This is a genomic window from Sphingobacterium sp. DR205, assembly GCF_011064245.1.
Taxonomy (GTDB): domain Bacteria; phylum Bacteroidota; class Bacteroidia; order Sphingobacteriales; family Sphingobacteriaceae; genus Sphingobacterium; species Sphingobacterium athyrii.
The window spans coordinates 6,725,222-6,750,186 of record NZ_CP049333.1 but is presented as its reverse complement, the minus strand read 5'-3'; the positions used below and the strand labels follow the sequence as shown (position 1 = coordinate 6,750,186).

Genomic DNA, 24,965 nt, shown 5'->3' with positions numbered 1-24,965 from the left:
GCTAAGAGGCTGAAGACGATTTCTATACTGACTCTTCATTTTCCGTCCATTTACTGGCTTCTCTATAAAACAAGGTGTAGGGGTCGCTGGGATAGATAACAGTGTCCGGATTATGTCTAAATGAAATTTCGGGATTGAAAATTTCTTGGAGTATGTCTCTTAGAAATTTGACAAAATTATCTTTTTGGAACGCCAAAAAATCCGCGGTCAATATGCCTTCTTTTCCATTGAATAAAGTTCCTTCCTCACGCATTTTTCGGGCGACATACAGGTGTGGTTCCAATTGCTTTCGTCCTGTTTTTTGTTCAAATACATAAGCATAGAAAAGCGTTTGTATCAATGCTTTATTTTCCGTATTGGGGGCAAAAACCTGATCCATTTCTTTAAAAATAACGGAATCACCTCCTGTTTTGTAATCGACAATCCGGCTGATGATCCGATCGTCATGCGTGATGACTTCGTCAACACGGTCAATGATACCGTATAAAGTAACCTGTTCCTCTTTGCCATTGACTTCAATAGTGAATGGAAGGGTGTAGTCGGTGTCGTTTTCCAGTTCTATAATCCGAAAAGCTTTGTAGTTGGCTATATCGTATTCAAGGTACATCTTGACATATTCACAGGCAATCTTTAGCATGATGCGCTGTAAACTGTTTAAACCATCTATAGATTTTAATTCCAACTGATATTGTATGCCTATTTCCCGAATAACAAAAGATTCGATCTGATTGAGCTGTTGCTGCAGGATTTGGGTCGGCGTAAAGTCTTTCTGGCTCTTGAAAGGCAAGAATATTTTCTCCATGACATTATGGATGACAGTTCCCAATTTGTTCATCTCAAACTCCTGTGAAATAGAAGGCGGTTCTTTGATATTCGCAATATGCTTGAGGAAAAACTGCAATGGCGATTGCAAATAAGTTGTTAATGCGGTCGCTGATATTCGCTTCTGATCGACAATAAAGTCTTGATACATCTTTGTCCAGACTTCGCCCTTCTTTTCGATGACAATCTCCGCCGTTTTATCGGCGAACTGGATCGTCTGTTGCTGAACTTTTCGTTCAAAATTAAACTTGCTTTCAAATTCCAACTGTTTGATAAATCGGCTTTCCTCTCCTGTTGAGCTTTCGTCTACCAATCCGTTATAAAAAATATGGATTCCCTCGCTATATTGAAAGTGTCTGTAAAATAAATAGGCTGACAATGCATCTTGATTTTCCAATATCGGAAGTCCATAAGCTCTTCGCAAGCTATTGGGAATAAACGTTGGAGAATTGGATATTTTGGGCAGGATACCTTCGTTGGCCCCCAGGATGTACACGTTGTCAAAATTTAAACATCGGCTTTCCAAAAGCCCCATAATCTGTATGCCTTCTAGCGGATTTCCCTCTATTGCGGAGTTTATAGGTGATATGGCCTTTTTAATCAAGCCGACCTGGAAGCTGATGCTCAAAGGTGCAACGGTATCAAATCCCAATAGCAGCTGGTTGAGTGTCTTTTTGGTTTCTATCAGCAGGTTATTGTCAATCTGACGGATGCGTTCATATGATGATATACTGTGTAGCAAGTCTTCAACAATGTTGATGAGCGAAGGGATCAATTGGGGAGCATGTTCAATCGGAACGAAAAATTGGGGTAAGGAACTTTTGAAATGTAGCTCTTCCAAGGCAATTTCAAATAATTGCCTATCGGCGATTTCTTTCTGAATTTGCAATTTATCTTCCAAAGAGACTTGTGTCAGGGGATGATTGATAAAGGTCTCAATGGTCTGATAGGAAATCTTGCGTTTTTTTAACTGTGATATTTCTAGATGCACTTCCATCCATAAGTCCAATAGCCCATAGATAGGCGATTGGGTTAGGGGATATCCGGTCGTAATATTGGGATTAACATCGGGTAGGCTTTGGAGCAAAGGGACTAACAGGTTCTCATCGGCCAATAAGATGGCCGAAGTCTTATCTGTACTATTTTGCTTTTCGAGGATATCATAAAGCAATTTTGCCTGACTTATTTTTCCTGTACTCGCATATAGGTTTACTGTTGAGGTTCTGTTACCGATAATATTCGGACTGTCGCCAAGTGCATTGACAAGTCCGGTCTGAAAGATATTTCGACGAATAAATAGGCCAGCTTCTTGCATATTGTCCTCCAGATAGTAGGCATCTGCATCGAAGTAGAACAGCGCTTTTCCTTCTTCTTGCCATTTTCGGAATAACTTAGCCTCTGCTCGATTTAATGCATTGAAACCAACGAATAGGATCTGCTGAAAAGATGATGTAAAGTCCTGATTTGTGGCTCTGCCCTCAACCAGATCACGATAGATCGTAGGATAATTGGTTTGGCCTTCTGCTTTAAGCTTTTCTTTGAATCTAGTGTATAATACCGGAAGTCTTTTCCATAATTGTAAAAAGCGTTCTTGTACACCGCTATGCCCCGCTATGGAAAATGATTGCCAGAACTGACGGATGAACCCCTGCTGCTCTGGCGTAAGATGTTGAAAAGCAATGTCAATTTTGGTGTTGTCATAAAGTTCCATGTAGATCTGGTCGATCGGAACCAGATCATAATCCAGTTGTCCAAAGTCACTCAATATAATCTCCGCAATAGGATAGAATTCTTCTAAAGTCTCCGGTTGTTTTCCCTCTGCGGCCAAAAGGTCATTGTGGATTTTAAAGAGCTGAAAAAATTGTCCGAGAGCGCTGGCCTCTGCATCGTTGGATGATAATTTAAAGAATTCTTGTATGGTGAAAAATTGAGGGGACCAGATGGCCTGTCCATAGACGTCGGCAAGATGTTTTTTGAGGTACGTAATCGGACGTTTATTGTTAAACACGATGGCAATCTCACTCAAATCGTTTCCAAAACGTTGTTGAATATCCGCTGCTACTAATTTTAAAAAGGCTGTCTGCATCGCGATTGTTTATTTTACTTCAATTAATTGATTTGACTTGGCATAATAGAGGTAGGCCCTAACATTATTATAGCCTAGGTTCTCTAAGTTTTTTTTGTAATTGTCGACCTGATATTTATGTCCGATGTAGTCAGTTTGCGTAAACTTAAAATCCAGTACAATTGTTTCTTCTTCGGAGGTGAAGACTTTGTCGGGACGGATGGTTTCCCCTTCAGCAGTAATGATACTGGCTTCATTCCAGATTTTATATTTCCCGGTGAGCCACTGATTGATGGTGGGGTGGTGCCAGATCTGGTTGATTTCCTGCATCAGAAAGGGTTCGTCCTCTTTTGAGAGTATACCTTCTTGAATTAGCTGCCGTACTAATCTGGAGATATCTTTTTCTCGAGAAATTTGGGACATGATCTCGTGGGCCAATATCCCATACTGCGCTGCTTTCTCCAGCATCATAATGTCGTTGATCATACGTGTACTGGACTTTTCTAAGGCCATTTCCAGTTCTTTGGAAATAGGGTAGTGGCTGAGTGAAATGATGTTGTTCCGTTGGATTTGATGATCTTTTTGTTTGATGGTCTGGTCGATCTTAACCGAGGTGCCTTCCAATGGAAATGGAGCGGAAGCTGAATCTAATACTTGATAAAGTATATCACTGATATACTCATCCTTGATATCATAGCCCGTAATTTCCCCCGTCTTCTTATCAACGGACTCTTTAAATAAAGGAGCTGTAATATAGAGATGTTCAATAGCACGTGTTGTCGCGACATAGAAGGTATTGAGCGCGTCCATATAATTGAATAGCATTTCCTCAAAATACTGTTTGAAAAACACAGATTTTCCAACTGTTGCTGTATATTTTATGGGAATTTTTCCCAATTGGGCAAACGGCGTTTCATGGGTATCTATCCAAAAATCCCCATTGATCATTCCGTCCAGATCCCAGGAACAGAACGGAAGCATGACAACATCATAGGCAAGTCCTTTTGATTTATGGATTGTCGTTACCTCAATCGCATTGATTTCTCCATTGGATGGTAGTACTGCGCGATTCCCATCCTCTTCCCAAAATTCCAGGAATTGAATAATGCCACGCTCGCCGTTGGAAGAGAAGCCCGAAATCATATCTTTGAATGCCAGCAGATAAGGCAGATGGATGTTTTGCTCGGTTGTGAAGCCGTAGATTTCGATCAGTTTTTCTATGAGGTGAACCAATGGCTGTTTTTGCCAGGTTTCCCAAGAGTCGATCAGGGGCTGGGGAAGAAAATCTTTCAGCGCGCGGATGTCATTTGAAGCAAATGCTAGCCAAGCATTTTGACTGACTGTATTTTTCTGTATGGTCTGATAGAGATAGACCATTTTTGCTTTGTGTATGCTGTGTTTGTCCGAATTGTAGACGAGTGCTTTTAATGTTTCTATCAGCAAAAGCACAGCATCGTTGCCGGCCAGCACCAGCGCGTCGCCGGAGATGACCTCAAAGGTAAGATTTTGCTCTTTTTTGAAATCCATCAATTTTTGGATGACCAATTTGGCCTGCGCATTACTGCGGACAAGGATACCAATTTGTTTGGCATGATATCGCCCAGTAATAAACCATTCTTCTATTTTTTTACATAAAAACAGAAGTGATTCCTCAACGACCTGATTTCTTCTATAGCGACCATCTGACACAGGGATGTATGCTATTTCAATGGAGCCCAACTTGTCGAGGCTCCCCTTTTTGTGTGCGGGGATTTCCTGCTGACTGTTTTCGTAGGCTTTGATAAGCATGCTATCGTTGCCTGAGGCAGCCCACCAACGTTTCCCATCTTCGTCTAAGTTTTCATCGACCTTTTTATTAAGAACCTCTTGCAAATGTTGAGGAATACTGCTAAAAAGATAATTGTTTAGCTGGATGATATTTGGAAGACTCCGAAAATTGGTGTCAAGGCTTCCGTTTTCAATAAAAGTGGTTTTGACGCTTTCATCAAGGTGAAATGCATGACCAATTTGTTGTTCGACCTGATGGAGCAATATACGCCAATCTCCGTTCCGCCAACGGTATATACTCTGTTTGACATCGCCAACAATCAGATGTTCACTCAGGGTACCATTTGCATCTGCAAGTGCATTGATCAGTAGTGGGCTATAGTTTTTCCATTGGATACGAGAGGTGTCCTGAAATTCGTCAAATAAAAAATAATTGAAGCGATTGCCTATTTTTTCCCAGATAAATGTCGGGTCGCTGTTCTCATCGATCCCGAGTTTATTTAACAGGATCTGTGAATCTGAGATTAACTGTGCGCCGTTTTCCTTGCGCCACTGGGTGAGCAGGTCGCTCATTTCTTTGAGCAGGCGCAAGTAATAGAGATTGTTCTGTACTGCTTGGTAGGCAATATAAGCCGGTAGATTCTCCTGTAGTGTCTGAAAAGATTTTAAGATGGGAGCAAGTGCTGACAGAAGATCATGGCGTATATTTTTGTCACTAGCTGTAAATGCATCTTCGTTGTCTATTAGCTGTACGTATTTGTCCAATATCTTGGCAATTTCGGAAGAACTTAACTTGTCTGTCTTTTTACTGGTCTTGCTCGCCGAAATAATCTTGTTGCGTGATTTTCCCTTGAGTTCATTTTCACTGATGTTGAATCTTTTGAAGGTTTCACTGAAAGCTTCAATGGTCAGCGAAAGTGCTTCTGTGAAGGAATTTATTTTTTGTTCGATTTCCTGGTTCAGGAGATTGAAAATTTCTCTCGGATTGGCTGAATTAATATAGCTGTCAAACTCCTGGAAATTTTCAGAGAAAATAAGGTTGGCCAGCCCCATCAATTGTTGTCGATAGTTCCAGTTCTCATTTTTGGCTATTTTTTTCTCCGCATAGGCGATGATCCAATCGAGTAGGTCAGGACGTTCATCCAGTAGCTGATTGAGCATGACTGTCAACTCATTTTTGACTTTATTGACATTCATCTCGATCTTATAGGCCGCATCGAGATTAAGCTCATAAGTGAATGCACGGATGACTTTTTGGGAAAAACCATCTATTGTACTTATTGTAAAATGGCTATAGTCGTGTAAGATCTGGCGGTAGACGCGATGAGATTTCTCCTGGATTAGATAGGGGGTCCAATCGGGGTGCTGCTGTAGTAATAATTTTCTAAAATCTTCGATTTTAGGACCGGAGTCTCCGATAGCCAGGCCATGGAGTACAGTGAGTATACGCTCTTTCATTTCTGCGGTGGCCTTGTTGGTAAATGTCACAGCCAGTATCTCTTTGTAGCTATTTTCATTGGATAACAGTAAAGTGAGATAATGCAGGGTCAGGCTGAAGGTTTTTCCGGAACCGGCCGAAGCTTTAAGTATTTTTAATGGCGCAACAGATTTCATGGAATGAAGGTAGAAAGTAAAATGTGAATTGGCAAATGCTTTGGAGAAAAGCAATTTGTTATGTGTATCCGGCTGAAGTATCATTACTCGACTTGAACTTGCCTGATTTGAACAATAAAATTGTCAGTTGATGACGTATTTGCAATACCTTTTTGAAAAGATAGCTTACTATTTGCGAATTGGCTCTAAAGTAGGGTGGTCGGTATATGGATATATCTGGGGAGGAAACTTAGTGCTTTGGTATTCTGAAATTTAGCTGTTTTTGTTTTCGTTTTTCCTTTTTTTATGTTTATCTTTGCATCCCCTCTAGTATGAAGCTCGGGGGATATGTTGAATACATAAAATAAAATTAAGAAATGGCAACTAAAATCAGATTGCAAAGACATGGTAAAAAAGGACGTCCTTTTTACCACGTAGTCGTAGCGGATTCTCGCGCTCCACGTGATGGTAAATTCATCGAACGTATTGGTTCTTACAACCCAAACACAAATCCTGCAACTATCGTTTTGGATTTCGAAAAAGCGTTGGATTGGATGAATAAAGGTGCTCAACCTACTGACACAGCTCGTGCTATCCTTTCTTACAAAGGTGTTCTTTACAAAAAACACTTACAAGGTGGTGTGAAAAAAGGTGCTTTTGATGAAACTGCTGCTGAAGCTAAATTCACTGCTTGGACTGAAGCTAACGAAGCTAGAATCTCTGGTAAAAAAGATGGTTTAGCGCAATCTAAAGCTGATGCTAAAAAAGCTGCTTTAGCTGCTGAGGCGAAGAAAAAAGAAGAAAAAGCTGCTGCTGTAGCTGCTAAAAATGCTCCTGTAGCAGAAGAACCTGCTGCTGAAGAGACTGAAGCTCCTGCATCAGAAGAAACTGAAGGTTAATTCTTTCATAAAGTATTCGAGAAAGCCGACTCAATCTTGAGCCGGCTTTTTTTAATAAACTTGTTTATGGGTTAAGATGTGATGCTGATTGCGCTGGTCCAAAATAGTGAACGGGCCATACCATTATATCTTCATTCAAAAAAATGAAAATTAAACAGATGCTCAATATATAGCGAAGCTGATCAAAATAGCATCTCAATACTAATATCTCAATACGCAATACTACCAAATGACTGTCGATCAAAGTTTTTATATAGGCTATATCAGCAAAACGAGGGGGCTTAAAGGCGAAATACAATTGTTTTTCGAATTTGAAGACTACGAAAGCCTGGATATGGATGTCGTTTTCCTGGAGGTCAACAAAAAGCTTGTGCCCTATTTTATCGATGCTATAAAACTGCAGAAAAATAGTACGGCCTACGTGACATTTGAAGATGTCGATCACATCGATAAGGCACAGGCACTTGTCCGCAAAAAGGTTTATCTGTCCAATGATAAAATGCCAGAACGGGATCCAGATGATTTTAGATATACGGATTTAATTGGATTTTTGGTGATCGACGAAACTCATGGTGAACTGGGAGAAATTACGGATGTACAGGAATTTCCACAGCAATTCGTCGCTACAGTTGATATGAATGGTAAAGAATTGATGTTTCCGCTATCCGATGATTTAATCTTAGGAATAGATGGCGAAGAAGAGATTATTGAAGTTACATTGCCTGAAGGGCTAGTTGATCTCTATAAAGAATAAGAGAGGCGATCTTAGCTTAAATCCGTTGTCCAGATCGGGATTTAAGCGTATTGCTTGATTCGTGTAAATATTAACAAAGCAGGTTCAAATTCGTAAGCGAAGTTTTGAACCTGCTTTTGTTTCATTGGGTTAAGGTCACAAAAGTATTTGATTTTATTGGCGGAATTCACTTGTTGAAATGATCTGGTATATCTTACTTTGGGGGATTTTGAGTATATTGGTACTAAATAATCAATATATTGACCATATTAAATGATCGTTTTGAGACCATTATTGATCCTTATTTTAACGCTATTTTTGTCCTCCTGCGTTTTTCTGGGAAGGGATAAGGAGTTCCCTGACGGAAATTACCAGGTTATCTGCGGTTATACCAATGAGGTTTATTTAAAGGCTAAAGCCGATAATCCGCTAAATGTTGAGCCTGATGCCCGTTGTGATCACCCGCTTTATTATCGTTCCTTTCTTTCCCTTCAGGATAAAGAACATTTTGTCCTCGCCATAGACGATATCCTGTTGTATGGTAAATATGCATTTAACGGGAGTAAGCTTGAGCTTATAGATGCTACAAAGGGAAAACTATCCTTGGATATTATCCGGATGAAAAAGGATTTTGTGCAGTTGAAAGGTGATTTCTCTGCGTTTAATTCCGCTCATTTGCCAAATACCGAGCGACTGTACATCAATTTCGAATTGGACAAGACACCCATTCGGGAGCAGCCCAGTAAATTTGATAGCGGAATCAATCTTTGGCGTAATATTCCAACAAGAGCTGAGAATGACCAAGAGATAAAGAGCCGTGCATTGAATTTTTTAGATTATTCGATTGCCTATTTTCAGCACATTTCTAATTCTGGCGTTCATAATGATTACAAGATAGACGGAGTTGAGTCGCCGATTACCTATGCCCAAAATGGAATTGTATTAAAGGAATGGAAAGATGTTCCTGTCTCGTGGAAGGAGTTGTTTTACAATGAGGAAAATGCAATGGTCGCCTATAAATATTTGCTAGCTGGATTTAAGTATGGACAAAAGGAGAAGTATAGTGTGACGGGGTTGCTATTAATTACATTTTATTTGAAGAATTTACGTAACTCACTATCAACTTTGGGATAAATTACATCGATAAAGCCGGGAGCAAGACAGCTTTATCGATGTAATTTATAGATTTTCGAAAAATATTTTTGTTGTTTGGTTTTTTAAAACGATATTAGCAACGCTTATAGAGAAAGGCCGAGGGACTAGACCCAGTGAAGCCTTAGCAACCTGTATTGTTCAAGGTGCTAAATTCTACCCTGCTCCATGTGGGAAAGATAAGTTACATGCAGATAGACATATCCTCGACTTGTGCGTTTCGATGTAAGCCAACCCAAACTTAAAACAGTTTTTTAATGAAGATTACCGATCATATCCAGAATGCTAAAGGAAAAACATTGTTTTCTTTTGAGCTATTGCCTCCTGCAAAGGGACAGGGCATCCAAAGTATTTTTAAAACAATGGATGAGCTGATGGAATTTAAACCACCTTTTATAGATGTAACTTATCATCGTGAAGATTACATCTATAAGGAACATGCTAGCGGGTTATTGGAGCGAGTATCCTATCGCAAACGACCGGGAACAGTGGCGATATGTGCTGCTATCATGAATAAGTATAAGGTAGATGCAGTGCCGCATCTGATATGTGGTGGCTTTACCAAAGAGGAAACAGAAAATGCTTTGATTGACCTGAATTTCTTGGGTATCGACAATGTGTTGGTGCTGCGAGGTGATGCGCGTAAAGGAGATGCTGATTTTATTCCAACTGAAGGTGGTCACGCTTTTGCTACGGATCTATTGGAGCAGGTCGCGGATATGAATAAGGGGAAGTATCTCCACGAAGATATTATTACATCTGAAAAAACTGATTTTTGTATCGGAGTTGCCGGATATCCGGAGAAACATTTTGAATCACCTAATTTCAATACGGACTTTAAATACCTGAAACAAAAAGTCGATATGGGGGCGGAATTTATCGTGACGCAGATGTTCTTTAATGTAGAAAAATACAAGGAATTTGTGACCAAATGCCGTGACAACGGAATTCATGTGCCTATTATTCCGGGGCTCAAACCTTTGACGACAAAAAAACAGTTGGTCACATTGCCACGAATTTTCCATTTGGATATTCCGGAGGAATTGAGTGATGCAGTTGCATCATGTAAAACCAATGCCGATGTAAGGCAAGTAGGTGAAGAATGGCTTGTACAACAATGTCAGGAACTGATCAAATTTGGTGCGCCAGTGTTGCATTTTTATACCATGAGTAATCCCGGTCCAACCAAAAAGATTGTTGAAAAATTAGTCTAAAAATATAAATAGAGCGAGGGAAGAGTCCCTCGCTTTTTTATTAAAACTATAGTAGAAATACGTCTATGTCTCTGTGAAACGAATTTCTGTCCATCCGATTGTCGCCTGTCGTGCATAGCGGGCGAAGGTTGGCATCACTTCCCTTTAAAAAACTGTATTTCTCTTTTCATTATAGAAGCAGCATCCTCAGAAAAATATTTTTATTAAATCATGATGTTAAATAGTGTTAATTAACATTTTTAAATCGAGATAACTGTTTAATTTAAAGTACTAAAAGGAATAAAGATTTATACCAGTTGACCTTATGACGTACAATAAATTAAATAATCTATTCGGTTTGACCTGTGGCCTTATTGCCACGCTTGTCTACATTGCTACCGTTGAAAAGACCGTAAGCTGGTGGGACTGTGGTGAATTTATTGCCTGTGCCTACAAACTTGAGGTGGCGCATCAGCCCGGCGCACCTTTATTTTTGCTTATTCAGAATGTTTTTTCCAATCTCGCACTCGGTAACGTCGGAAAGATAGCCTACTGGATGAATATTGGTTCGGCGATCTGTAGTGGTTTGACAGTAGTATTTCTGTTTTGGACAATCACTGCTATAGCCAAGAAAATTTTGAAGAAGCCACAGCAGCCTACTTTCTCCTACTACCTACAGCTTTTCGCTGCAGGGACAGTCGGGGCAATGGCTTTCAGCTTCAGTGATACATTTTGGTATTCCGCTGTGGAATCTGAAGTGTACGCGATGTCCTCGCTTTGTACGGCAGTGGTTTTCTGGGCAATTTTCAAATGGGAAGCGCGGGCAGATCAGCATGGAAGCGACCGCTGGTTGATTTTTATTGCTTTTGTCATGGGACTTTCGATCGGAGTGCACCTATTGAATCTGTTGGCTATTCCAGCCATAGCCATGGTGGTCTATTTTAAAAGGACTTCGCAAATTAATCTGAAAGGTGTTTTAACGGCATTTTTATTAGGCTTGTTGGTTTTGGCAGCAATTCTTTGGGGTGTCATTCAGTGGTTGGTAGGTTTTGCTTCCAAAATAGACCTGTTATTTGTGAATTCACTCGGACTGGGGTTTGGGTCTGGAATTCTGTTCTTGTGCGTACTTATCGGTGGCGTCATTGTATATGGTCTTTTTTATTCGCATAGAAACCGGAAGTATACATTAAACACAGCCTTATTGGTATTTTGTTTTATTCTGTTTGGCTATAGTTCCTATACCATGGTATTGATCCGTGGTATAGCGAATCCATCCCTCAATAATAATGCACCAGATAATGTCTTTTCGTTTTTGGGTTACTTAGGACGGGAACAATACACACGGGAACCTTTGGTGAAAGGACCTTACTACGATTCGAAAGCTGTGGACATAGAAAATAAAACCAGTTATCGGAAAGATGAGTCCAATTACACGGCATTTACCCAGGTGGATAAGTATGATTTTGATCGAGAAACATTTTTTCCCCGTATTTATAGCCAGGATGCAAATCATCAAGCTTACTATAGAAGTTATCTCAAGTTAAAAGACGGTGAAAAGCCGCAATTCTCCGATAACTTTAAGTTTTTCTTTCATTTTCAATTGGGCGAAATGTATGCACGTTATTTCTTATGGAATTTTGCTGGAAGACAGAATGATAAACAGGGTTATGGAACATATACCGATGGGAATTGGCTTTCAGGATTGAAACCATTGGACAATTGGCGTCTTGGCGGACAATATGACCTTTCGGAATCACAGCAAAATGATCCCAGCCGAAATACGTATTTTTTCCTTCCCTTATTATTGGGTATAGCAGGAGCGATTTGGTTATACAAACACAATAAGCCCTACACTTTGGTGTTAACATTGTTATTCGTCTTTACGGGTATAGCGATTGTCGTGTATCTCAACCAGACACCATTACAACCCCGTGAACGTGATTATGCTTATGCGGGATCCTTTTACGCTTTTGCTATTTGGATCGGACTTGGCGCAATAGCATTGGTGCGCTTTTTTAAGCGTTTCCTTCATACCCGTTATGCCTTAGCTACAGGGGTATCTTTTGCACTTTTGGGAGGACCGATTATTCTGGTACATCAGAACTGGGATGATCATAATCGTTCCGAAAAATCCCTGGCGCGGGATGTTGCGCGCAATTACCTTGAAACCTGTGCGCCGAATGCGATTTTGTTTACCTATGGCGATCATGATACCTTTCCGTTATGGTATTTGCAGGAGGTTGAAGGTGTTCGTCCCGACGTAAGAATAGTTGTACTGAGTTACTTAACGGGTGATTGGTACATGCAGCAGGTTAAGAAACCAACTTATCAGGCTGCGGGACTTCCAATAACGATACCTGCAGAAAAAACAAAAAAGGGTATTCGGGATTATATCCCTTTCGTTGATCGACAGTTGAATGCTGCAGTTGACATCCAACAATTATTGCAATTTGTTACTTCTGATAATCCAGATTATAAAGTACAGCTGAATTCGGGAAATCTGGAGAATTATTTTCCGACTAAGAAGGTTAAATTGGCTATTAACAAAGCCGAGATCTTGAAAAAGAATGCCGTACCAGCTTATTTTCACGAGGCGGTCGTTTCAACAATGGAATGGGAAATCCCCGGGGATCACTTAAGTCGATCAGATTTGACTTTGCTTTCCCTTCTTGAAAATAATCATTGGGATCGGCCGATCTATTTTTCAAATATGCTGCCCGGTGATATTAAGCTAGGGCTGGATAAATATCTTGTCAATGAAGGATTTGCTTCAAGGCTGATGCCGGTCGCTGCCACCAGTGAACAGCAAACGAATGCTGAGGAAATACCTGCTTTGGTCAACGTCGAAGCACTATATGATAATATCATGCATAAATATCATTGGGGAAATGTCAAAAATGCAACCTATTTGGATACGGACTCCTTTCGCTTTTCCAGTATGTACGCTCGGGATATTTTTGGAAAGACGGCCCGGTTGCTGTTAGAAAAAGGGCAGGTAAAGCAGGCAGGTAAAGTTGCTAAGAAAGCATATGACCAATTGCCGGATCGTGTATATGCGATGTCGGATGCGATTAACTATGCGGATATCATTGACAGCTTATACCGTTCTGGACAAGGACACCTGGCCGGAAATATCGTAGACAGAAACTTGGACTATGTTTCACAAAATATGGACTATTTACACCAATTGGTATTAGATAAAAAAAATCTAGGCTTTGAATGGAGCGATATGCAGACGGCATTGGACTCAGTAGATCGTTATCGAGATATCTTATTGGCAGCCAAAGATAGCAAACGACTGGCGCGTGTCGAGGGGTTGAGAAAGCAGTATCAGCAATGGTATGGTATTGAGTAGCAATTCAGAGGCACCTTTTGAACGATCAGAAGGTGCCTCATTTTATATAGGGAGTTTAAAGAAATACTAGAACTTCATGCCGAATCCGATCCCCAAAAGAAAGGGGTTGATATCAACTTTCGCCGGTATTGATAAGTTCGGAGCCAAGTTGGACGCATCCACTTGAACATCCGTCTTCAAGAGAATATACTTAGCATCCAAATTCAGAAAATATTTTTCTGAAAGCTTGACATCAATACCGAGTTGTGTGGCAAATCCAAACGCATTATCATACTTTACGTTTTTTACCGTGGGGCCCTCATTTGCACTATAGAAAATTGTATAGTTTATCCCTGCACCTACATAGGGCCTGAGGTCTCCATCCGGAAGAAAATGATATTGCGCTGTCAAGGTCGGAGGCAGGAGCCATACACTACCTAAATCTACGTTTGCGGAGGTGTTACCTCCAATGGCACTTAAGTTGGAGCCAACGGTATTGACCTTGTGTTTGCTTGTTCCTAAAATCAGCTCCGCTGCGATATTTTTGGTAAAGAAATAAGTGAAATCTAGTTCTGGGATAAATTTTGTGTTGATCGCAATGTCGCCACCAATAGTACTGATATTGGCCGATTCGTTGGGCATTACCGCGACTCCTCTAAGACGCATCTGCCAGCGTTGCTCAGGACTGTTCTGTGCCTGTAAATTTAAAGTACCGAGTGTAAGTGCAAGAATTAGTAACTTTTTCATATCGTTAATGGTATTTGTTTGCTGTAAAACTATTTGTTTTAGGGCATTGCGTGAATGACGATAATCAAGTTAAAAACTGAATGAAATAATTTACAGCTTGGCAGAAAAGATGTACCTTTATCATTTGCTGTTCTTCTAAATGTGGACAAGCGGTGTTGTCTGTGTATGTTTAGAAAGAGGGAGGGCAGATTTGGGTGGTAGGTTGTTTTATGATATAAAAAGCAAAGGGTCGGAATTGTTTCCGACCCTTTGCTTTTTATTGTTTGGTTTACTTAACCATTTTTCTTTACTTCTTTTCCCCAGGAATCTTTCAACGTCACTGTACGGTTAAAGACCAGATGTGCTGGAGTCGAATGTGTGTCTAACGTAAAGTAACCTAAACGTATAAATTGATAACCTTTACCAGGAGTGGCGTTCGCTAAGTCCGGCTCGATATAGGCACGTTCTACCACATGTAAACTTGCTGGGTTGATAGATTCTTTGAAATTTTCAGCTGCAGCTGGATTTTCATCATTGAACAACCTGTCGTACAATCTTACTTCGGCTTCCTTTGCATGCGGAACAGAAATCCAATGGATTGTTCCTTTTACTTTTAGTCCGGAAGTATCCTCACCGGATTTAGAATTAGGGACGTAAGTACAATGTACTTCTGTTACCTTTCCATTTTCATCTTTGACGAAATCGTTACAGGTAACGATATAAGCGTGTTTTAGACGAACTGAAAGCCCAGGACCAAGACGGAAGAATTTTTTTGGAGCATCTTCCATAAAATCTTCGCGCTCTATCCATAGTTCTTTGGAGAAAGGTATGATCCTGTGGCCTTCGCCACCTTCAACTTCGGGGTTATTTTCACCGACTAAATCTTCTACTTGACCATCTGGATAGTTTGTGATCACTAATTTAATCGGATCGAGAACAGCCATTCTACGCCAGGCGGTTTTGTTGAGATCCTCACGGATGCAGAATTCCAATAGACTGACGTCAATCATATTTTCACGCTTTTGAACGCCGATCTTATCGCAGAAGTTACGAATACTCGCGGGAGTATATCCTCTTCTTCTCAAGCCAGAGATTGTTGGCATACGGGGATCATCCCAGCTTTCCACAAACTTATCATTGACCAATTGCAATAGTTTACGTTTGCTCATGACTGTATATGTCATGTTTAAGCGTGCAAATTCATATTGCTTGGAAGGAAAAATTTCCAGCTTTTCAATACACCAATCGTAGAGTGGGCGATGCGGAATAAATTCCAATGTACAGATCGAATGCGTGATTTTCTCAATGGAATCCGATTGGCCGTGGGCAAAATCATACATTGGGTAGATGCACCATTGATTTCCCGTCCGATGATGGTGGGCATGTTTGATGCGGTACAACAATGGATCGCGTAGGTGCATATTTGGACTCGCCAAATCTATTTTTGCACGGAGTACTTTCTCACCATCTTTATATTTTCCTGCTCGCATATCTGCGAATAAGTCCAGATTTTCTGTTATGGACCGGTCGCGGTACGGCGTTGGAATACCCGGTTCTGTCGGGGTACCTTTTGCTGCCGCAATTTCTTCCGCAGTGCTATCGTCCACGTAAGCAAGTCCTTTTTTTATAAGTTCTACAGCATAGCCGTAAAGTGTTTCAAAATAATCTGAAGTATATAATTCTTCTGCCCACTGGAATCCTAGCCATTGAATATCTTTTTTGATGCCTTCAACATACTCGGTATCCTCAGTGACAGGATTAGTGTCATCAAAACGTAGATTAGTCTTGCCATTATACTGCTGTGCCAATCCAAAATTTAAACAGATGGATTTGGCGTGACCAATGTGGAGGTAACCATTTGGTTCAGGAGGAAAACGTGTCAATACACGTCCGCCATGTTTTCCTGTACGAAGATCTTCTTCGACAATTTCCTCGATAAAATTTAATGATTTTTCTTCACTCATAATACAAAGTTAATTATTAGAAGCGAGATATTAGCTAGGATATGATAGATATTCAGCTTAGTCTGAGCAGGTAATCAATCGAAAAATACCCGCTATAGTCGCGACTGCTGGCGCAGCGATGATCTGAAATAAAAAAGGGACGAAGATCCGTCCCTTTTTACCGATTTGTTACTATTTGAAAGCGAATACCTTTCCAAGGGATTCATTGCTTGTAAATGTACAACTTTGATCAATCAATTGACCTGTTCCGATATTGATTACCATACCATGCACGGCAAGTGCCTGGCCATTTTTCCATGCATTTTGGATGATGGAAGTAGAACAAAGATTAAAAACCTGTTCTTTGACATTGAGTTCAACTAAACGGTCTACTTTCTTTTCATTCTCTTCGATACCATCAATCTCTTCGCTATGCAAGCGGTATACATCTTTGATGTGGCCAAGCCAGTTATCAATGATACCGTATTGATTGCGGCTTAAAGATGCGGCCACACCACCACAGCCATAGTGTCCAGCTACGATAACATGTTTTACTTTTAACACGTTGACGGCATAATCCAGTACGCTCAATAAACTCATATCTGAGTGGATGACCATATTGGCAATGTTACGGTGTACAAAGACCTCCCCGGGTTTTGTACCAGTCAATTCATTGGCCGGTACACGGCTGTCTGCACAACCAATCCAAAGAATTTCGGGATTTTGACCTTTTGCAAGTTGTTGGAAACGTCCTGTAGTATCATTTTTTACGAAATCCATCCACTCTTTGTTCCCTTTAATAATATTGTCAAATCCTATTTTTAAATCTTTATTTTCCATATTCTCTATTTGCCCAAAGGCGTTTTTTCAATTTTATATTAATACAAATTTCTAAATCTATTGTTTATTTGAAACAACTTTATTTTTTATATACGACCTGTAAAAGCTCGATTTCCTTGCCTTTACTTTTTGCGTTCTGTTCGAAGTCCTTGATGACTTCAATCACGTCCTTGTCGATAAATTTACTGAATGTCCCATCGATACGGATCTTACTTACTGATTTTGGCAAACTATACAGTTTCTGTTGGATAGGGACCTTATTCAGAAATGACACTTCCTCCGCTAATGTGATCACCGCCTTATCTTCTTCGTTGTCTTTTTCGATCTTATACTTAAAGGCATTTTTCATATTTGCCCGTAGGATATAGAATGTAGCCACAACGATTCCGATCCCAACACCCATTAATAGATCTGTCATTACAATAGCTACAATAGTCACGAAAAATGGAATGAATTGATCCAACCCTTTTCGATACATTGAAGAAAATAGACTCGGCTTAGCCAATTTATAGCCTGTGTGCAATAGAATGGCTGCAAGACATGCCAAAGGAATCATATTTAACATAGTCGGAATAGCCAACATGGCAACAAGTAGCCAGATACCATGCATAATGGCTGATTGTCTTGTTTTTCCGCCCGCATTGACATTGGCTGATGAGCGTACAATAACAGAGGTCAATGGCAAACCGCCCAAAAGTCCACTGGTCATATTCCCGATTCCTTGTGCGACTAATTCACGGTTAGTCGGCGTATTACGTTTATAGGGATCAATCTTGTCGACAGCTTCAATGCTCAATAATGTTTCGAGACTGGCGATGATCGCAATGGTAAATGCAGCTATCCAAACATCCTTGTTGACAATCTGTGTGAAATCAGGTAAAGTGAACAGGCCTGTAAATTCAGCAAATGAGCCTACAATTGGAACAAGAACAAACTGTTTGTCAAGTAGCTGAAAGGAAGATCCCTGAAAAAGATAGGCTAAGCCTACGCCAACGATCACAACAACCAATGGTGCCGGTACCTTATTCAATTTAGGAATCGATGGCCAAAAGATTAAGATCGCTAAGGATAGGGCACAGATAATCAATGCGCCAAAATTGATAGCTGAGACAACGGTGTCAAAATATGCTCCTATACCATGTCCATTGTCCAATTCAAAAGCGTGTGTTTCAATTAATCCCAATGCCAAAGGGATTTGTTTCATAATAATGGTAATACCGATAGCGGCCAACATACCAACAATAACGGCGGAAGGGAAATAATTTCCGATCATACCCGCCTTTAGAATACCAAGGATCACCTGGACCACACCTGCGATGACAACCGCAAGGAGGAAGGTTTCATAAGCGCCCAAGCTCTGAATTGCACCTAGAACAATAACTGTGAGACCTGCAGCCGGTCCACTTACACTGAGTGGTGATTTACTGATTGAAGCAACAACGATTCCACCAATTACACCAGTCAATAATCCTGCAAACAATGGCGCACCTGAGGCCATTGCAATTCCCAAACATAATGGAAGTGCCACCAAAAACACCACAACACTAGCAGGGAAATCATATTTTAAGTCTCTTTTCGAAAGTTTCAGAAAAGCCGACGTACGAGTTCCAAACATAAAATTTGTGTTTATCTGTATAATAAATTTTCTCGAAGCAGCCTATTGCTATAGCAATGGGTACCGATTGAAGGGCACTCGATGCTTTTTGCATTGGCATTATCAGGAAAAATCAATAAGAAGCCGCATACTGGGGTTCAGTATGTGGATAATTTGAATACATCCCATAAGGATGTATTTATTAACAGTTAGGAGGCGGCGTTGGAACCGTAGGATGGAAAGCTAAAATGCTTTTCTCGTTTTTTAGGTAATTCTTTTGTTTTCCTTGGTTCTCAACAATGATTGTTTCGAATACAATGGGTTCGTCAGTTTTTGTATTGAAAAATTTTGAGGCAGTCTCAAGCGTGTCTGTGCTTGCGCCATTGTTGTTCTCGATTTCTATTTGTAAAACAATTTGAAGGATCGTGTTTTGGTCTAAACTATTGGAAAAAATAGGCGATATAGAGATGGCCATCTTTGTGAAAAAGATGATCGCACATAAGAATGCTGCCACAAATCTAAATCTCTTATTTAACATTTTTTAGTACCTTTAATGATATTGTTTTACATGGTAAAAATAGCAATTCTATGTTAATTTCAAATTAAAAGTACATAAAAAATGAAATTTGGCACGAAATTGTGACGAAAAGATTATTTTTTGGAAAATTTTCAATAGTGTTATGTATTATAAATATTAAGCCTTTTCTATGGCAAATAAAGAACAATTTATCGAGAAGGTTCAAGCTTCTTATAACCCCAAGGGGGCTTTTATATATTTGGGAGCTGGTATTTTGAATGGTGAAATTTTAGCCGAAGCAAAGGTCAATCTGGCGCTGAAAATGATGAATCGCCATGGACTGATCGCCGGTGCCACAGGAACAGGGAAAACGCGGACGCTCCAGCTGATTGCTGAGCAGTTATCGGATGCCTCCGTGCCTGTATTTATGCTGGATGTAAAAGGCGATCTTTCTGGTCTTGCCGTCCCCGGTGTTACCAATCAAGCTTTATTGGATCGTGGAAATGCGGTAGGGCTACCCTTTGAACCGGCAAGTTTTCCGGTAGAATTGTATTCGCTGTCGGGGCACAAAGGAATTCCGATGCGAATTACGATAGGTGATTTTGGACCGGTCTTGTTGGGCCGGATCCTGGAGCTGAATGAAACACAGACCGGCGTTTTGGCGGCCATGTTTAAGTACGCACAGGATCATCAGATGCCATTGATAGACTTTACCGATACCAAGAAATTGTTAACTTATCTCGCTGACGGTCCCGGAAGCGAAGAGATCAAGAACGATTATGGGAAGATCAGTTCAGCAAGTTCGGGGACTATCTTGCGTAAGATCGTCGCTTTGGAACAACAGGGACTTGCTCATATCTTTGGTGAGAAGGAATTTGATATCAATGACTTATTTCAGAAAGTTGACGGCAAGGGTATTATCAGTTTGCTAAATATTTCTGATGTACAGGATCAGCCAGTGCTTTATTCGACTTTTTTATTGAGCTTGCTCGCCCAGCTGTTTAAGAATATGCCCGAAGTAGGGGACCTGGATAAGCCGAAATTGGTGTTTTTCTTTGATGAGGCGCACCTTCTTTTCAACGGAGCTTCCAAAGCCTTTTTAACGCAAGTTGATCAGATTATTCGTCTTATCCGCTCCAAGGGGATCGGTGTGTTTTTCTGTACACAGTCTCCGACAGATGTTCCGGAATCCGTATTGGCGCAATTGGGAAACCGGGTACAACACGCTTTGCGGGCCTTTACACCCAATGATGCCGAAAATCTAAAAAAAACAGTCAAAACCTATCCTAAATCAGACTTTTACGAGATTGATCAGATTTTGACTTCTTTGGGTACAGGCCAGGCCTTAATTACTGTGCTGAATGATAAGGGGATTCCTACGGAAGTGGTGGCGACTCATCTGGTACCTGCCCGTGCTGTGATGGGCCCCGCAGACGATGCGACAATCAATCAGATTATTAATCAGTCAGACCTGAAGGTAAAATATCAGGAAAGACAGGAAAATCGTTCGGCGGCTGAGATGATCGATGAGAAAATGGAGGTCGTGCAACAGGAGGAACAGCGCGCAGCAGCGGAGAAAGAAGCCGCCAAAGCCGACAGGCCAACATCAAGAAGGCAAACACCGTTGGAAGCCGCGCAGCGTACCGCGACAACGACACTTGCACGAGAAGGGGTCAAGCTTTTGGGTAAATTGGCAACAGGGCTATTGAACGCATTCTTAAAGAAGAAATAACACTAATTTTTTAATAATTTTCGTTCCGATAAGCTATTTTTAACAACTGTTTGGCACTTAGCTACATTTGCTTTTAAGGGCAATTTTAGCTAAGTTTGCGGACGAAAAGAAGTTCTATTAACACAATTTAAATATGAGTAAACCAACCCTTTTGATTTTGGCAGCAGGAATGGCTAGCCGGTATGGTTCTTTAAAACAAGTAGATGGTTTTGGCCCACACGGCGAGACAATTATTGACTATTCAATCTATGATGCCATTCGCGCAGGATTTGGAAAAGTGGTATTCATTATCCGGGAAGAATTTCTGGAGAAGATGAAAGACGTTTTTGATAAAAAATTGGAAGGTAAAATAGAAGTAGACTACGCTTTTCAAGATTTTGATTTAACGAAATTTGGCGTGAATCACGTCATTGAAAGAACGAAACCTTGGGGCACGGCACATGCTGTCATGAGCGCGAAGGATAAGGTGAATGAACCATTCTGTGTGATCAATGCAGACGATTTCTATGGTTCGGATTCTTTCGACAAAATGGCCAAGTTTTTAACGACAGAGGTATCAGATCAACAGATGTCATTGATGGGCTTTCAAGTGGGTAATACAATGTCTGATTACGGGTATGTATCTCGCGGTGTCTGCGAAGTTAGTGCTTCTGGACATATGGAAAGTGTTACCGAGCGTACCAACATCTATTACAAAGGCGAGGGCGATGATCGTAAAATTGTTTATGAGGAAAATGGCGTTGAACACGATTTGGACCCACAGACGCGCGTTTCGATGAACTTTTGGGGCTTTACACCAAAAATATTCGAAGTCGCGCAAGCGATGTTCCCGGCTTTTGTTGAGGAAAACAAAGAGAATTTAAAGGCGGAGTTCTTTATCCCTTCGGTTCCAGATTATATGGTGAAACATAAACTGGCCGATTTTAAAGTGATCCCAACTTCATCAAAATGGTTTGGAGTGACTTATAAAGAAGATAAACCTATCGTGCAGGAATCAATTTCTAAATTGGTTGCGGATGGTGTTTATCCGGAGAAGTTATTTTAAGAGCTAGCAGAAATAGCTTATCTTTCACCTGTATTGGCAACAATGCAGGTTTTTTTGTGCCTAATCGAGCAAATGTTGCGAATGGTAGTCGTGTTGTAGGAAATGGAAACACTGGAGTAGCCAAGATTAGACCCACATGTTGGATTATGATAAAAAAGGGAATTATTTAAATGAAAAAAATAGGTAAGGTGTTAGGATATATTATTTTAGGAATTATAGGATTTTGTGTTTTATATATTGTTGCAGAGTATTGTCTGTCGCGACTCTCCGCTTCATCTAAAGAGATCTCTTCAGATCAGACCATTCAGGTGTTTGTCAAATCCAACGGTGTACATACGGATATTGTGTTGCCGATTGTCATGAAAGAGCTGGATTGGTCCAACGTGTTTCCTTATGCCAATACAGTCGGTAAAAAAACGGACTATCGGTATATGGGTATAGGTTGGGGGGATAAGGGGTTTTATTTGGACACACCAGAATGGAAAGATCTTAAGGCATCCACGGCTTTTGTAGCTGCTTTTGGTCTGGGAGAGTCCGCTATGCATGTAACCTATTATAACACTATCGAAGAAGACGATTTGTGCTTTGGATATAAAATAAACGAAAAGCAATATCGTGCACTGGTGAAGTATATCTATGATTCTTTGGACCTGCGTGAGGGGAAGCCTATCTTGGTCGAGACAGATGCGCAATACGATGATGCAGATGCCTTTTATGAAGCTAAAGGTGCTTATAGCATGTTTTACTCTTGTAATACCTGGACAAACTATGCCTTGAAAAAAGCGGATATGCCAGCGGGGATATGGGCGACATTGGACAAGGGCATATTGAGCCACTATCGTAAATAGCAACCGTCTGTTAAGGTTGATACCTAAAAATAGATGATAAAACTTTTTCTTTTCGAAATGTAAAGCTCGAGGTGGCGGGTTTTACAACAAAAAAAGCTCCGAGCTTATACAGGCTCGGAGCTTTTTATTTATCAGGAGGAGTGATTATTTCACTTCTTCGTAATCTACGTCAGTTACGTCATCACCACCTTGTTGGCTTCCGCCTTGTGCTTGACCAGCATCTCCTTGAGGTTGTTGTGCACCGCCTTGAGAAGCTGCGTACATCTCTTCAGAAGCCGCATTCCAAGCATTTTGCAATTCTTCAGAAGCTGCATCAATATCGGCGAAGTTTTTCGCTTCATATGCCGCTTTTAATTTTGTTAAGCCAGCTTCGATAGGTGCTTTTTTATCTGCTGAAATTTTGTCACCATATTCTTTCAATTGTTTTTCAGTTGAGAAGATCAGGGCGTCAGCTGCATTTACTTTGTCAGCTTCTTCTTTCATTTTTTTATCGGCATCAGCATTTGCTTCAGCTTCTTCTTTCATGCGTTTGATTTCGTCATCAGATAAACCTGAAGATGCTTCAATACGAATGTTTTGCTCTTTACCAGTTGCTTTATCTTTTGCTGACACTTTGATGATACCGTTGGCATCAATGTCAAAAGTAACTTCAATTTGAGGCACTCCACGAGGTGCAGGTGGAATATCATTCAAATGGAAACGACCGATTGTACGGTTTTGGCTTGCCATTGGACGCTCACCCTGTAAGATGTGGATTTCCACAGATGGTTGATTGTCTGAAGCTGTCGAGAATGTTTCCGATTTTTTAGTCGGGATAGTTGTATTTGCTTCGATCAATTTAGTCATCACACCACCCATTGTCTCAATACCCAATGAAAGTGGAGTAACATCCAATAATAATACATCTTTTACTTCACCAGTCAAAACACCACCTTGGATTGCAGCACCTAAAGCAACAACTTCGTCAGGGTTTACACCTTTAGAAGGCTCTTTTCCGAAGAAAGCTTTCACAGCGTCAACAATTGCTGGGATACGCGTAGAACCACCTACTAAGATAATTTCGTCGATATCTGATTTGCTGAAACCAGCATTTTTCAATGCAGACTCGCAAGGCGCAATTGTTCTCTTGATCAAGTCAGCTGCCAAAGCCTCAAATTTAGCACGTGATAATGTACGAACTAAGTGTTTTGGACCAGTTGCATCTGCAGTAATGTATGGTAAGTTGATTTCAGTAGAAGTTGCACTTGATAATTCAATTTTCGCTTTTTCAGCAGCTTCTTTCAAACGTTGCAATGCCATTGGGTCTTTTTTCAAGTCAAAGCCATTGTTTTCATTTTTGAATTCTTCATTCAACCAGTTGATGATCACGTTATCGAAGTCATCACCACCTAAGTGAGTATCACCGTCAGTAGATTTTACTTCAAAGACACCATCACCTAATTCCAATACGGAAACGTCATGTGTACCACCACCACAGTCAAACACAACGATCTTCATGTCTTTGTGCGCTTTATCCAACCCGTAAGCCAAAGCAGCGGCAGTAGGTTCGTTGATGATACGTTTAACCGATAAACCAGCGATTTCACCGGCTTCTTTTGTTGCTTGACGTTGTGCATCGTTGAAGTATGCAGGTACTGTGATGACAGCCTCAGTTACTTCTTGACCTAAGAAGTCTTCAGCAGTTTTCTTCATTTTTTGAAGAATCATTGCAGAGATTTCTTGTGGAGTATATTTACGGTCGTCAATTTCTACGCGTGGTGTATTATTGTCACCTTTAACGATGTTATAAGGTACATGTTCAGCTTCTTTTACTGCCTCATCATATGAAAGTCCCATAAAACGTTTAATAGAATAAATAGTTTTATGCGGATTAGTAATTGCTTGACGTTTAGCTGGATCACCCACTTTACGTTCGCCACCTTCTACGAAAGCTACAATGGAAGGAGTGGTACGCTTACCTTCGTTGTTCGTAATTACTACAGGCTCGTTACCTTCCATTACGGCAACACATGAGTTTGTAGTACCTAAGTCAATTCCTATAATTTTAGACATATCTTGTATTTTAATTTTTTACTTAATAAATTCTATCACTCTATTATCAACCCTTATGCCAATCCGAATGTTTTGTAAAAAAATCACTATTTGTCATCAATTTGTCCTTA

General features: G+C 40.5%; 16 protein-coding genes and 1 riboswitch. Of the genes, 8 read left to right on the top strand and 8 right to left on the bottom strand.

The genetic code is table 11. From position 1 onward, the window contains the following. Positions 1-22 precede the first annotated feature (22 nt). Both G6053_RS28395 and G6053_RS28390 read right to left on the bottom strand, forming a co-directional pair. Complete coding sequence (locus tag G6053_RS28395) at positions 23-2,908, bottom strand: PD-(D/E)XK nuclease family protein (protein WP_108634788.1); 2,886 nt, start codon at positions 2,906-2,908, stop codon at positions 23-25. A gap of 9 nt (positions 2,909-2,917) precedes the next feature. Then, positions 2,918-6,352, bottom strand: coding sequence for a UvrD-helicase domain-containing protein (locus tag G6053_RS28390; protein WP_165309271.1), 3,435 nt, complete (start codon positions 6,350-6,352; stop codon positions 2,918-2,920). Positions 6,353-6,624: 272 nt separating this feature from the next. On the opposite strand from G6053_RS28390, the gene G6053_RS28385 reads away from it, so the two are divergent. The 5 genes from G6053_RS28385 (at position 6,625) to G6053_RS28365 (ending at position 13,579) form a co-directional block, all read left to right on the top strand. Next, on the top strand, positions 6,625-7,146 hold the full coding sequence (locus G6053_RS28385) for a 30S ribosomal protein S16 (protein ID WP_108634790.1): 522 nt from the start codon (positions 6,625-6,627) through the stop codon (positions 7,144-7,146). A gap of 229 nt (positions 7,147-7,375) precedes the next feature. Next, positions 7,376-7,900 carry a ribosome maturation factor RimM gene (gene rimM / locus G6053_RS28380; protein WP_108634791.1) on the top strand — a complete coding sequence of 175 codons (525 nt, stop codon included), beginning with the start codon at positions 7,376-7,378 and terminating at the stop codon, positions 7,898-7,900. Between the two features lie 261 nt (positions 7,901-8,161). Further along, positions 8,162-9,013: a hypothetical protein gene (locus tag G6053_RS28375; RefSeq protein WP_181390576.1), complete on the top strand. Its 852-nt coding sequence runs from the start codon at positions 8,162-8,164 to the stop codon at positions 9,011-9,013. A gap of 101 nt (positions 9,014-9,114) precedes the next feature. Beyond that, a riboswitch (SAM riboswitch) is annotated at positions 9,115-9,217 on the top strand. Between the two features lie 71 nt (positions 9,218-9,288). Then, positions 9,289-10,245, top strand: a complete 957-nt coding sequence (metF, locus tag G6053_RS28370) for a methylenetetrahydrofolate reductase [NAD(P)H] (protein WP_108634793.1) — start codon at positions 9,289-9,291, stop codon at positions 10,243-10,245. Positions 10,246-10,549: 304 nt separating this feature from the next. Next, positions 10,550-13,579 (top strand): DUF2723 domain-containing protein, encoded by a 3,030-nt coding sequence (locus G6053_RS28365; protein WP_108634794.1) that lies wholly within the window; start codon positions 10,550-10,552, stop codon positions 13,577-13,579. A gap of 66 nt (positions 13,580-13,645) precedes the next feature. Here G6053_RS28365 and G6053_RS28360 read toward each other — a convergent pair whose 3' ends face one another. The 5 genes from G6053_RS28360 to G6053_RS28340 all read right to left on the bottom strand — a co-directional run bounded on the left by G6053_RS28360 (position 13,646) and on the right by G6053_RS28340 (position 19,199). Continuing rightward, positions 13,646-14,305: an OmpW family outer membrane protein gene (locus G6053_RS28360; protein WP_165309270.1), complete on the bottom strand. Its 660-nt coding sequence runs from the start codon at positions 14,303-14,305 to the stop codon at positions 13,646-13,648. Between the two features lie 272 nt (positions 14,306-14,577). Continuing rightward, complete coding sequence (locus G6053_RS28355; protein WP_206531834.1) at positions 14,578-16,248, bottom strand: glutamine--tRNA ligase/YqeY domain fusion protein; 1,671 nt, start codon at positions 16,246-16,248, stop codon at positions 14,578-14,580. 171 nt (positions 16,249-16,419) lie between these two features. Next, positions 16,420-17,067 carry a carbonic anhydrase gene (locus G6053_RS28350; protein ID WP_108634797.1) on the bottom strand — a complete coding sequence of 216 codons (648 nt, stop codon included), beginning with the start codon at positions 17,065-17,067 and terminating at the stop codon, positions 16,420-16,422. Between the two features lie 79 nt (positions 17,068-17,146). After that, a complete protein-coding gene (locus G6053_RS28345; RefSeq protein ID WP_108634798.1) occupies positions 17,147-18,682 on the bottom strand; it encodes a SulP family inorganic anion transporter in 1,536 nt (511 codons plus the stop codon). A gap of 181 nt (positions 18,683-18,863) precedes the next feature. After that, on the bottom strand, positions 18,864-19,199 hold the full coding sequence (locus G6053_RS28340) for a hypothetical protein (protein ID WP_223581658.1): 336 nt from the start codon (positions 19,197-19,199) through the stop codon (positions 18,864-18,866). A 169-nt stretch (positions 19,200-19,368) separates the two neighbouring features. On the opposite strand from G6053_RS28340, the gene G6053_RS28335 reads away from it, so the two are divergent. The 3 genes from G6053_RS28335 (at position 19,369) to G6053_RS28325 (ending at position 22,803) form a co-directional block, all read left to right on the top strand. Then, positions 19,369-20,910: a helicase HerA-like domain-containing protein gene (locus tag G6053_RS28335; RefSeq protein ID WP_165309269.1), complete on the top strand. Its 1,542-nt coding sequence runs from the start codon at positions 19,369-19,371 to the stop codon at positions 20,908-20,910. Between the two features lie 133 nt (positions 20,911-21,043). Further along, positions 21,044-21,955 carry a sugar phosphate nucleotidyltransferase gene (locus G6053_RS28330; protein WP_165309268.1) on the top strand — a complete coding sequence of 304 codons (912 nt, stop codon included), beginning with the start codon at positions 21,044-21,046 and terminating at the stop codon, positions 21,953-21,955. A 170-nt stretch (positions 21,956-22,125) separates the two neighbouring features. Continuing rightward, positions 22,126-22,803, top strand: a complete 678-nt coding sequence (locus tag G6053_RS28325) for a TIGR02117 family protein (RefSeq protein WP_165309267.1) — start codon at positions 22,126-22,128, stop codon at positions 22,801-22,803. A 144-nt stretch (positions 22,804-22,947) separates the two neighbouring features. Here the strand turns inward: G6053_RS28325 and dnaK are convergent, their stop codons facing one another. After that, positions 22,948-24,855, bottom strand: a complete 1,908-nt coding sequence (gene dnaK / locus G6053_RS28320) for a molecular chaperone DnaK (RefSeq protein ID WP_108634803.1) — start codon at positions 24,853-24,855, stop codon at positions 22,948-22,950. Positions 24,856-24,965 lie beyond the last annotated feature (110 nt).